This is a genomic window from Paenibacillus sp. FSL R5-0470 (assembly GCF_037975205.1).
GTDB lineage: Bacteria > Bacillota > Bacilli > Paenibacillales > Paenibacillaceae > Paenibacillus_AQ.
This window is the reverse complement of record NZ_CP150238.1, coordinates 5,898,190-5,910,071: the sequence shown is the minus strand read 5'-3', so window position 1 is coordinate 5,910,071 and position 11,882 is coordinate 5,898,190. Positions and strand designations below refer to the sequence as shown.

General features: G+C 45.4%; 8 protein-coding genes. 4 read left to right on the top strand and 4 right to left on the bottom strand.

Translation table 11 applies throughout. The annotated features are described in order from the left end of the window. Window positions 1-20: 20 nt before the first annotated feature. Complete coding sequence (locus MKY99_RS26015) at window positions 21-1,448, bottom strand: spore germination protein (RefSeq protein WP_042191753.1); 1,428 nt, start codon at window positions 1,446-1,448, stop codon at window positions 21-23. A gap of 352 nt (window positions 1,449-1,800) precedes the next feature. Between MKY99_RS26015 and zwf the strand changes: the two genes are divergently transcribed. Beyond that, window positions 1,801-3,351, top strand: a complete 1,551-nt coding sequence (gene zwf, locus MKY99_RS26010; protein ID WP_042191750.1) for a glucose-6-phosphate dehydrogenase — start codon at window positions 1,801-1,803, stop codon at window positions 3,349-3,351. A gap of 1,037 nt (window positions 3,352-4,388) precedes the next feature. Further along, a complete protein-coding gene (locus tag MKY99_RS26005; protein WP_042191749.1) occupies window positions 4,389-5,987 on the top strand; it encodes a peptide chain release factor 3 in 1,599 nt (532 codons plus the stop codon). A 98-nt stretch (window positions 5,988-6,085) separates the two neighbouring features. Here the strand turns inward: MKY99_RS26005 and MKY99_RS26000 are convergent, their stop codons facing one another. Further along, a complete protein-coding gene (locus tag MKY99_RS26000) occupies window positions 6,086-6,322 on the bottom strand; it encodes a small acid-soluble spore protein SspI (RefSeq protein WP_042191747.1) in 237 nt (78 codons plus the stop codon). A 136-nt stretch (window positions 6,323-6,458) separates the two neighbouring features. Between MKY99_RS26000 and MKY99_RS25995 the strand changes: the two genes are divergently transcribed. Beyond that, window positions 6,459-7,118 (top strand): TrkA family potassium uptake protein, encoded by a 660-nt coding sequence (locus tag MKY99_RS25995; protein ID WP_076285312.1) that lies wholly within the window; start codon window positions 6,459-6,461, stop codon window positions 7,116-7,118. 260 nt (window positions 7,119-7,378) lie between these two features. After that, entirely contained in the window at window positions 7,379-8,167 is a 789-nt protein-coding gene (locus MKY99_RS25990) for an RNA methyltransferase (RefSeq protein ID WP_339267151.1), read from the top strand. A 71-nt stretch (window positions 8,168-8,238) separates the two neighbouring features. On the opposite strand, the gene MKY99_RS25985 is transcribed toward MKY99_RS25990, so the two are convergent. Together MKY99_RS25985 and MKY99_RS25980 are read right to left on the bottom strand one after the other, a co-directional pair. Next, window positions 8,239-9,999 (bottom strand): ABC transporter ATP-binding protein, encoded by a 1,761-nt coding sequence (locus tag MKY99_RS25985; protein ID WP_339267149.1) that lies wholly within the window; start codon window positions 9,997-9,999, stop codon window positions 8,239-8,241. Further along, window positions 9,999-11,756 (bottom strand): ABC transporter ATP-binding protein, encoded by a 1,758-nt coding sequence (locus MKY99_RS25980; RefSeq protein WP_339267148.1) that lies wholly within the window; start codon window positions 11,754-11,756, stop codon window positions 9,999-10,001. Before MKY99_RS25980 ends, MKY99_RS25985 begins: the two co-directional genes overlap by 1 nt. Window positions 11,757-11,882: the final 126 nt, after the last annotated feature.

Here is an 11,882-nt window from a genome sequence, read left to right as displayed (position 1 = left end):
TGTCAGTTCAGATTAAATGATTATTCTTCTTCTGCCCCTGATTTGCTTGTATTCTTGCGGATGGACCATATCGGAAGGCGCAAAAAGGTGTCTTTCAAGCCTTGAATATTTATCGGGCTTAGCGGTGTAAGGTAAGGTTGTCCAAAAGATTCAAGCTTACACAAATGTACAAAAATAAGTGTCAACCCAAATGATATCCCAATATATCCGAACAAAGAGGCCGCAACCATAAGTGGAAACCGCATAAATCGGATCGCGGAGCTCATCTCGTTGGAAGGGATGAGAAAGGATGATATGGCAGTCAATGCAACAACGATGATCATTGTGTAAGAGACCAATCCAGCTTTAACAATGGCATCCCCGATGACCAAACCGCCTACAATCCCAATGGTTTGACCTACACGGCTGGGCAGACGGAGCCCTGCCTCCCGCAGCAATTCGAATATGAGTTCAAGCAGCATTGCTTCAACCAACGGAGGAAATGGGATCCGGGTCAGTGAACCTTGAATCGTAAAAAACAATTGCAAGGGAAGGACACTGGAGTGAAAAGAAACGGTGGCAATATAGAGCGCGGGCAGTTGGAATGCTGTTACAAAACCAATCAGACGGATAAAACGGACAAAGGAAGCAATCAGCCATCGATTGCTATAATCATCCGGCGTCTGATAGAAGGTGAAGAAGCTGGCAGGTACAATCAGAGCTGTGGGATCTCCATCCAGCAGGATTGTGACGTATCCTTTCAGTAAGTAGAAGGAGGTATGGTCTGGGCGCTCAGTATTGATATGTTGTGGAAATATAGAGTAGGAATTATCCTCCGTTAATTCCTGAATAAATCCGGTGGAGAGCACCGAATCAAGAGTGATTTTTTTTATTCTAGATTCTACTTTTTTTACTAATTCAGGTTTGGCAAGGTTCTCCATATAGATTAAAGCTACCTTTTTGGGAGCGATTTTCCCAAGGGTGAAGTAGCGAACAGTAAGGTTTGGAGTGGTGATTTGTTTACGGATCAGGTATAAGTTAACCGTCATATCTTCAATAAAACCGTTATGCGGCCCCCGAATAACTGCTTCATTCAGAGGTTCGGTTATGGTTCGTTCGTGTTTGGCAGGAGTAGAGAGGATATAAAATTCAGATATTCCTTCAACAAAGTAGAGGCAGCCTCCGTTAATAAGTCCCTGAATACCTTTATTTAGTTCTGTTTCCACACCGAAGCTGAGCGTTGTAAATAGTTTGGAAAGCTCTTTGTTTTTGCTATTGTGAAAAGGAGCAATCACATTCTGCTCAACCAGTTCCATGTCTGCCATGGACTCTAGATAAAAGAGAATTCCTTCAGTTCCGTTAAAGGATATTCTTCTTTTTTTGAGATCATTTGAATAGAACAAGGCTGCTTCGATGAAATCGGCGTTTTGATCTACAGTAGTGAATGAGATCTGTGTTTGGTCAGTCATTAAGGGCGCTCGACTTTCGAGTTATTTTCCTTTAACGTTCCCGAATGATTTGCAGAATATTCCTGAATGAAAGTAACTAATTGGTATAGGCGTTTGTCTGCACAGCTTGAGAAACAAAACGATTCACTTATATTAATGGATAAAGTGACAAACACTTCGTCAATATAGATAGTTTTATAAGGTGAAGTATAATTAGTAATAAGAAATTTTAATTGAAATTTGCGAAATCCCGAGAGTATTTGTCAGTAATCTGATAGCATCCTTTTTAGGAATATGCTAAAATGACATAACGTCGTTTTCTCGACGCTGAGAATGTCAATAAACTATATTACATACAGAAAGATGAGGAGCCATGGCTGAAAATCAAACCCTTGATGCACTGCACACACCCGGTGCTGTCTTTTTTATCTTTGGGGCAACCGGAGATTTAGCCCGGCGTAAGCTTTTCCCGGCGATTTACAGCTTGTACCGTGAAGGTAAGCTGGCACATGATTTTGCGGTAATTGGCGTGGCGCGGCGCCCGCGTACTCAGGAAGAATTTAGAAGTGATGTGAAGGAATCCATCCTTGAATTCTGCCGTTATAAAGCGGGAGAAGAGAATGAATGGAATGAGTTTGTACAGCATTTTGAATACAAATCTCTGGACATCAACGATATTGATGGCTTCCGTGAATTAAGAGCTCAAACAGAAGCTCTTGAAGAGAAGTTCAGAATTCCGGGCAATCGGATGTTCTATCTTGCGCTGGCACCTGAATTATTCGGCAGTGTCTCGTTCAACCTTAAGGCTGGCGGCATGCTGGATAGCACAGGTTGGAATCGCCTCGTCATCGAGAAGCCTTTTGGATATAATCTGGAATCAGCTGAGCAGCTGAACGAGCAGATCCGAGAGGTGTTCAAGGAAGAGGAGATCTACCGGATCGATCATTATCTTGGTAAAGAAATGGTTCAAAATATTGAAGTCATTCGTTTTGCAAATGCTTTTTTCGAGCCGCTTTGGAATAATAAGCATATTGCCAATATTCAAATTACACTTGGCGAAACCGTAGGTGTTGAAGAGCGTGGTGGTTATTATGACCATGCTGGAGCGTTACGGGATATGGGCCAGAATCATATATTGCAACTGCTGACTATGATTGCAATGGAACCACCAAGCCGTCTGCTTGCAGAAGATATTCGTGACGAGAAGGTGAAGGTACTTCGTTCACTTCGTCCTTATGGTACATCTGACGAGGTTCGTGAGAACGTCGTGAGAGCACAGTATATTCAAGGCTTGCATAATGGAAAGACCCTTCCTGCTTATCGTCAGGAAGATAAGGTTGATCCTGAATCGAGTACTGAGACGTATTTTGCTGCCCGTGTGTTTGTAGATAACTTCCGCTGGGCTGGAGTTCCTTTCTATATTCGTACAGGTAAACGTCTACCGGTGAAGACAACGGAAGTGGTAGTTGAGTTCAAGGGAATGCCAACCAATGTTTATTTGGGACAAAAGCATACGCTGGAGCCTAACCTGCTTGTTATCCGTGTGAACCCAATGGAAGGCATTTATGTAAAGATTAATGCCAAGAAGCCGGGTTCCGAGTCTGAAATTCAACCACTAGCTATGGACTTCTGTCAGAGCTGCTTGGTTGGAATCAATTCCCCGGAAGCTTACGAGCGTTTGCTTCATGACGCGGCACGTGGAGATTCCACTTATTTCACTCGTTGGGATGAGGTATCGTCGGCATGGTCGTTCGTGGATCGTATTGCGAAGGCTTGGAAGGAAGAGTCGAGTGATCTATCTGCTTATCCTGCTGGCACTTGGGGTCCGGTTGAAGCGGATCAATTGCTTGCTCAGGATGGCTTCCATTGGTGGCCGGTAAACGGTCAGGAAGAAGATAATGTAGTATGGCTGAAGAATAACTAAACTTTGCTTCAATGCTATCTCCCTGCAGAGGATGCAGGGAGATTTTTTGTAATGCTGAGATTAGAGAACACTCAGCCTCCCCAGGCCACTCTGGCTCCAAATGCCGCTCGGGCGACAGGAGCATTTTTTAAATAACTGCACTTTGTACAATTAAAATCACATATTGGGTGGAAATTAGTCTTTTAAGTGTATTCTCTGCAACTATTTTCTCCGCATAAGGCCGAAAAGCTAGCACATTGAATTTTTAATTGCATCAAATACAACTAAAGGCGATTGGAAATGCTAATACTTCTTATAAGTGTAGGAAATACAACTATTTTACTATAAGAGACTGCGGAGAAATGTGGAAACGAAATCAAGGGAGGGGCCTATATTCAGCGGGGGGCCATGGGGAGCTCTGTTTTCAATTAACACACACCTCTTTGAGACGATCGAACGGACCTTATCCTCCCAAATGCATGTTTTAGTCGAGCTTACGGACAAATGTATGCGAAAAACCGAATATAATGTGCCGCCGGTAACGTAAACGAGCCGATTGTATGCGAAAAACCGAATATAATGTGCCGCCGGTAACGTAAACGAGCCAAATGTATGCGAAAAACCGAATACAATGTGCCGCCAGTAACGTAAACGAGCCAAATGTATGCGAAAAACCGAATATAGTGTGCCTCCGGTAACGTAAACGAGCTAGCGCTGTTATCTGCCCTGAATCACCCGTGAATGGGCTTGTTATTAGGGAATAAGTGCAATAAGGTCGCAGTCAGGCGTTTTTCTTCTTGAACTATGGGAACTGGTGAACAGGATATAGACCTGATTTGGGAGATATTTTGCTGCAAAAGCTTTTTAGTAGATAATGTCTGCCGGATTTTGATATACTTTAGAGGATGCTTTCACTTGAAGCGGACTGGAGCTAGACCTAAGATAGCTATTCATTCAGAAATGAAGGGGTATGAACGATGAGCAGAGCACCGATTTGAAGATAACCCCAGTGTAATTGAAGCAGAAGCAGGAATTTTATATATGAAGGGATATGTGTAATGAACAAAGCAATAGATCAGAAGCTGCAAAAGGAAGTGGACAGACGCAGAACCTTTGCGATCATTTCCCACCCGGATGCGGGTAAAACAACTTTAACGGAAAAACTACTGTTATTCGGTGGTGCTATCCGTCTGGCGGGAACGGTTAAGGCCCGTAAGGCGAACAAGCATGCAACGAGTGACTGGATGGAAATTGAAAAGCAACGGGGGATTTCTGTTACTTCCTCTGTGATGCAATTTGATTATTTGAATCACCGCGTGAATATTTTGGATACACCGGGTCACCAAGACTTTAGTGAGGACACCTACCGTACACTAACAGCAGCGGATAGTGCGGTCATGCTTATCGACGTGGCAAAAGGTGTGGAAACCCAAACGACCAAGCTGTTTCAGGTATGTGCTAAACGTGGGATTCCAATCTTTACTTTTATCAATAAGCTGGACCGTGAAGGACGCAGTCCGTTTGATCTAATGGAAGAGCTGGAGCAGGTACTGGGTATTCGCTCTGTGCCTATGAACTGGCCGATTGGTAGTGGACGTGAGCTATGCGGCGTATATGACCGGATGAAGAATCAGGTGGAGCTGTTCCAAGGTGACGATCACTCCGTAATCAAGGTGCAAAAGGTTGACGGATATCGTGATCCAATCATTCGTGAAATGGCTGGGGAATATCTGCATGATCAACTGTGTCAGGATCTGGAGCTGCTGGATGTAGCAGGCGATGCTTTTGACTATGAAAAAGTACTAAGTGGTGAACTCACACCTGTGTTCTTTGGTAGTGCGATCAATAATTTCGGCGTACAGACTTTCCTCGATAATTTCTTGGATCTGGCACCGAAGCCTGAACCACGCCGTAGTACTACAGGTTTGGTAGAACCAATGAACGAGAAGTTTACTGGCTATGTGTTCAAAATCCAAGCCAATATGAACCCGGCTCACCGTGACCGGATTGCTTTTCTACGTATTGTGTCCGGGAAGTTCGAACGAGGTATGAGCGTGAAGCATGTACGTGCGGGTAAGGACATTAAGCTGGCCCAGCCGCAACAATTCTTAGCGCAAGACCGTGATATCGTAGAGGAAGCTTATCCGGGAGATATTATCGGGTTGTTTGATCCAGGTATTTTTAGAATTGGAGATACACTGAGTCAGGCCGGAGATTTGGAATTCGATGAGCTGCCAACATTCTCACCAGAGATTTTTGCTAAAGTGAGTATTAAAAATGCTTTGAAATCGAAGCAGTTCCAAAAGGGTGTCGATCAGCTGACTGAAGAGGGTATGATTCAAGTATTCCGTACGGTTAACTTTGACGATATTCTGCTCGGTGTAGTTGGACAACTGCAGTTTGAAGTGTTCGAGTACCGTATGAAGGGTGAATATGGTGTGGATGTTCAGTTGCAGCGTATGCCATACCAGTTCGCGCGTTGGATCGTAGATGAGGCTAAACCGGATGCGAGTAAGTTCCGTATTAACTCTACGCTCGTTACAGATAAGAAGGGCAATTTTGTCGTGTTGTTCGAGAATGAATATGCTATGCGGACAGCGATGGATAAGAACCCGACAGCTACGTTCCTAGAGATGGCTCCAAAAGCATTGCTATAGTAAGGAAGCTAAAACTTTCTGATTGTTAATAAAAACCTCCGCCTTCAGCGTGCAATTGCACAATGAGGAAGCGGAGGTTTTTGACTAGTTGCGGCTATCTATGACGTGATATTCCCGGGAGTAATCGTCTCCAGGTGATCATGCAGCATAGAAACCAAATTGTCTTGCTTAGCGGTGTCTAAGTCCTTCCATATCATTTCAAACACGGCGCCAAGTCCCGGGAGTGCTGCTTCCGGTCCGTCTACCGAGCCTTCAATCATATGCCGCAAATCTTCTTCAGATTGACCATGCACTTTATGAATAATCGCCTGGCGTAAGTCAATAGTAACCGACATAAAGTACCTCCTTTTTGAAATATAGTGATATTCAATTCGTTTTAATGTACCCTGTATAGGTGCTGGAAATTCAAGTTTTTGTTCGTGTATGCTATACTGTTTTAGATATAGAAATGCTACGGGAGGTACATAAGACATGGCCAAAAAACAATATGCCATCATTGGCATGGGGCGTTTCGGATCCAGTGTTGCGAGAGCACTCAGCGGTATGGGGTTTGACGTACTTGCGATTGATGCGGACGAGCAGCGGACACAGGAGATTTCAAATATAGTAACACACGCCGTATCTGCAGATTCAACGGATGAAGAAGCGCTACGCGCACTTGGTATTCGCAATTTTGATGTGGTGGTTGTGGCTATTGGTGAGGACATTCAAGCAAGTATTCTTACAACTTTAATCCTGAAGGACCTTGGTGTACCAGCAATTATCGCAAAAGCAAAAAGTGAGCTGCACGGCAAAGTATTAGGAAAAATTGGTGCAGACAAGGTGATTTATCCTGAACGGGATATGGGAATGCGGGTTGCGCATCATTTGGCTTCGCCTAATATATTAGATTATATCGAGCTGTCGCCTGATTATAGTATTTTGGACATGAAGGTATCCGGATCGATGCTCGGGAAAAATCTACAAGAGCTCGATATCCGTGCAAAATATGGCTGTAACGTAATGGCTATTCGCCAAGGTGAAGAGATGAACATCTCCCCTCGCGCGGAGGATCGCTTGATCGATGGGGATATCCTTGTAATCGTTGGGCATAAAGATAACCTGACGAAGCTGGAGATCGCGTATCAGTAGGTGAGTGTCCTGATAGAGTACGTTATTCCGAGGAAAGTTGGACTTCCGGTCGCTGTTGTCTCCAGATTTTTTGATTTGAACCGCTTGCTGCGGATAAAATCCCGAGACAAAGGCGAGCGCTACGCTCCTACAGTTCCAAATTTCCTCTCCATAACGTAATCATCAGGTTTATAGGGGAGTAGAAGTGAAGAAGAATAAAGATAAAGAGCAAAAAATATAAGAGCAAGAATAAATGGCAAGGCATAAGAAAGGAAGACTTTATGGAAATCATGTCTCCGCAAAATACGCGGGTTAAAGAGTGGGCCGGGCTGCAGGAGAAAAAGCACCGTGACAAGGCTCGTAAATATATCGTAGAAGGCGTTCATCTGGTACAGGAAGCGCTGCTGGCTGAAGCAGATGTGGAATGCCTTGCTTATGACCTGGACAAGGGAATGCCCGCTGAACTCAAGGGGCTTCTTCAGTCCGTTCAGGGCATGGATGTGATCGGCGTAACAGCGGCGATCATCTCGAAATGCAGCAGCACTAATACACCGCAGCCGGTGTTCGCCATCGTGCGGAAGGAACAGCAGGCGGTAGAGGCTATCCTAGCGAAGAAGGATAGTCTGGTGGTTGTCCTGGACGGTGTCCAGGACCCCGGTAATGTCGGCACCATCATCCGTAGTGCGGATGCAGCGGGAGCAGACGGAGTGATCCTCGGACAAGGCTGTGCTGACCTCTATAATCCTAAGACCATCCGTTCTACGATGGGCTCGATGTTCCATCTCCCGGTGGTGGAGGGAGATCTAAGTGAGATTTTGCCACAAGCACGGGAAGGCGGGGCATTGCTGGTAAGTACTTCGCTGCAAGGAGAAGAATCTTGCTATCAGCATGATTTTCACGGCAGTCAGTGGCTTCTGATTGGCAGCGAGGGTAAAGGTATTTCGCCCGAAACTGCTCGACTCGTGGATAAGAGTATCATCATCCCGATGGCAGGCCGTGCGGAATCGCTGAATGCGGCGATGGCGGCGACGATTTTGCTGTTTGAGGGAATGAGACAGCGAGAGGCATAAGCTGCTTCTAAAAAGGAACGGACGATAAAAAACTGCAAGCTCATGATTGAGTTGCAGTTTTTTTGTCGTTTTTAAGAAGCCTGCTCAAATTGGCTGTTGTACAGCTCTGCATAGAATCCGTTCTGAGACAGCAATTCCGCGTGGCTGCCGCTTTCCAAGATATCGCCGTCCTTCAGGACCAGAATCACATCAGCATTCTTGATCGTTGAGAGTCGGTGTGCGATAACGAAAGAGGTTCTGCCTTCCATAAGCTTATCCATCGCCTGCTGAATCAGCAGCTCTGTACGGGTATCCACCGAGCTTGTAGCTTCATCAAGAATGAGCATCGGCGCATCCTTTAGCATCGCGCGGGCGATGGTCATCTGCTGCTTTTGGCCGGCGGACAGATTAACTTTATCGTTCAGTACGGTGTTGTATCCGTCACTTAAGGATTTAATGAAGCGGTGCAGGCCAACGGACTTGCAAGCCTCTATAAGCTTCTCGTCTGTAATGTTCTGCTGATTGTAAATCAGGTTCTCTTTGATGGTACCCTCAAACAGCCAGGTATCCTGCAGGACCATACAGAACAGATCATGAATGTTCTTTCTCGTAAGGCTGCTGATCGGCGTATCATCGATGTAGATTTCTCCGCCCGTTAATTCGTTGAACCGGATGAGCAGATTGACCAGCGTAGTTTTGCCTGCGCCGGTAGGACCAACGATCGCCACTTTTTGCCCAGGTTTTACATCTGTCGAGAAGTTATTGATAATCAGTTTTTCTGAAGTCTCATACGCAAATTGTACTTGGTCAAATTTTACTTTACCTTTAGCAGTTGGCAGTGTGTTCTCTTTGTGGCTCTCGTCTTCCATTTCCTCAGCCTCCAGAAATTCGAACACGCGTCCGCCAGCTGCAGATGCAGCTTGCAGGCTCTGCGCGGCCTGGGCAATCTGGGACAACGGCTGGGTAAAGTAACGTACATACATAATGAAGGCGACGATAACCCCAAATGAAATCGTACCGTTCATGGCGAGTACACCTCCAACGATACAGACGGCAACGAATCCTAGATTACCAATAAAGCCCATCAGGGGTGGCATCAGCCCAGAGAGGAATTGCGCTTTAAAGGCGCTGTTCTTCAGTCCCTGATTTAATTCCTGGAAGGTAGTGCGCATCTGCGCTTCGCCATTATACGCTTTAACTACATTATGTCCTGTGTACACTTCTTCGACATGACCGTTGATTTTACCTAAATACTCCTGCTGGCTAGCAAAATATTTCTGCGATTTCTTCATAATGACCACCATAAGGCCAAAGCCGATGATCGTTGCCACGATAGCGGTAAGGGTCATAATTACATTGGTCTTCAGCATCATGACGATCGAACCGACGAACATAGCTAAGGCGGTTACGACATTACCAATACTCTGATTCATCGATTGCCCGATGGTATCTACATCATTCGTTACCCGGGATAAAATATCACCTGTGGCCGATTTATTATAGTAGGAGATTGGAAGTTTGTTCATTTTATGAGCCAGATCAGTTCTTAATTTCTTCGAGACCTTCTGGGTAATAATCGACATGATCAAGCCTTGTGAGAGTGACAACAACGCACCGACGCCGTAAATTACGACGAGGGTAATACCAATGGTAGTAATGCCGTCCATATCGATGCTGCCGGCAAGACCAGCTGTAATTTTGTCGGTGATCTCGGAGAGTTTGTCCGGACCGAATAACGTGAGCACCGTTCCAGCTGCCGCGCAGATTAGCGCAATCACAATAACCGGAACATATTTACGGCAGTAGCGGAGCAGCTTGCTCCATGTATTCTGGCCTTTATTTTTGGTTTTCATTATGCAAGCTCCTCCTTCGTAAGCTGAGAATAAGCAATTTCCTGATAGACGTCGCAGGACTGCATTAGTTCGTCATGCGTTCCCATGCCTGCGATTCGTCCGGCTTCCAGCACAATGATCTTGTCGGCATCTTTTATCGTACCAATGCGCTGTGCAACGATCAGCATCGTTGAATCATGCGCGTCTTTCCTAAGCTCACTGCGCAGTTTGCGGTCAGTCTTATAGTCAAGCGCGGAGAAAGAATCGTCAAAGATTAATATTTCTGGACGCCGGGCAATCGCTCTGGCAATCGACAGCCGCTGTTTTTGCCCGCCAGACAGATTCGTTCCGCCTTGGGCGATATGGGCATCATAGTTCCCCTCTAGCTTTTCTACAAATTCAGAGGATTGGGAAGTGTACACCGCATCTACAATATCTGAACTGAGGACCTGACCGGATCCGTTCTCACCAAATGCAATATTGGAGGACACTGTTCCACCAAATAGAACAGCCTTCTGAGAGACATAGCCCATTTTATTCCGAAGCGCTTGCTGGTCGTATTCTCTGACATTGATACCATTTACCAGCACTTCGCCTTCTGTAGCATCATAGAAACGGGGAATGAGGTTAACAAGTGTACTTTTCCCGCAGCCTGTAGATCCGATAAAAGCAACCGTCTCCCCCTGCTTGGCCGTGAAGCTGATGTTCTCCAACACATATTCCTCTGCATCTGGATATTTGAAGCTAACCCCCCTGAATTCAATTTCATCTTCTCGCTTCACAGGGAATTGAGTTACTGATCCATTCTTCAAGCTAGGTACTGTTTCTAGCACTTCATTGATACGTTTAGCCGATACTTGAGCACGGGGCAGTAGAATAAAGATCATAATCAGCATCATAAAGGCCATAACCACTTGCATGGCATAAGATGAGAATACGATCATATCTGAGAACAAGCCCATCTTGGCAGTACCCTCGGCTGCTTGAATGAGCACTGCACCCACCCAATAGATGGAGAGACTGAGTCCACTCATAATCAAAGTAATACTCGGCATCAATAGGGTCATTACATTGTTGGCAAATAGGTTGGTACTGGTAAGCTCGTTGTTAGCTACAGCGAACTTCTGTTCTTGATATTCCTCGGCATTATACGCCCGGATGACACGAAGACCATTAAGATTCTCTCTGGATACACGATTCAGATTATCTGTAAGCAGCTGCAGCTTTTTAAATTTAGGCAGGACGAGCACGATACAGACTGCGACAATAACTACTAGCAATGCGACCGCGGCACCTGTCGTAAGAGTCCACTCCCAGCTTTTGCCCGAAATCTTGAGTATCGCCCACACTGCGAGGATGGGTGCTTTCACAAGTAGCTGTAAGCCGATCACAATCAGCATTTGTACTTGCGTGATGTCATTCGTGGAACGGGTAATTAGACTGGCTGTTGAGAAGTTACTGATCTCCTCCATCGAAAAGGATTGTACCTTATCGAACAATTTGGAACGCAATCTTGCAGACAAATCGGCTGCTATTCTTGCAGCAATGCCCGCTACAACAACCGAGGTCGCCAGACTGCCAAGAGCACAGAGCAGCATCCAACCGCCTGCGACAAGGATTTCATTCATTTCGCTCCCTGGTGTCTGGATCAGCCGGGTAATATCACTCATGTAGTCAGGCAGTTCTAAATCCAGCCAGACTTGAGCGATAATGAACATGAGACTGATACCGAATAAGAACCATTCTTTGGGTTCCAGATTCTTGAGTAATTTCAACATAAGAATGACTCCTTTGCATTATCGTTGCTATGATCTTAACGGAGAATGATAAACTGAAAGTTAACTTTTGCTATGAAAAGAAAGAAGAGACCGTCCCTTAAGCCATAGAATGACTGCTTGGGGTGG

Bases quoted from the DNA above. Each gene is read 5' to 3' on its own strand.
- MKY99_RS26000 (WP_042191747.1), bottom strand. From the start codon at position 6,322: ATGTCGGTTACTATTGACTTACGCCAGGCGATTATTCATAAAGTGCAT.
- MKY99_RS25990 (WP_339267151.1), top strand. From the start codon at position 7,379: ATGGAAATCATGTCTCCGCAAAATACGCGGGTTAAAGAGTGGGCCGGG.
- MKY99_RS26005 (WP_042191749.1), top strand. From the start codon at position 4,389: ATGAACAAAGCAATAGATCAGAAGCTGCAAAAGGAAGTGGACAGACGC.
- zwf (WP_042191750.1), top strand. From the start codon at position 1,801: ATGGCTGAAAATCAAACCCTTGATGCACTGCACACACCCGGTGCTGTC.
- MKY99_RS25995 (WP_076285312.1), top strand. From the start codon at position 6,459: ATGGCCAAAAAACAATATGCCATCATTGGCATGGGGCGTTTCGGATCC.
- MKY99_RS25980 (WP_339267148.1), bottom strand. From the start codon at position 11,756: ATGTTGAAATTACTCAAGAATCTGGAACCCAAAGAATGGTTCTTATTC.
- MKY99_RS26015 (WP_042191753.1), bottom strand. From the start codon at position 1,448: ATGACTGACCAAACACAGATCTCATTCACTACTGTAGATCAAAACGCC.
- MKY99_RS25985 (WP_339267149.1), bottom strand. From the start codon at position 9,999: ATGAAAACCAAAAATAAAGGCCAGAATACATGGAGCAAGCTGCTCCGC.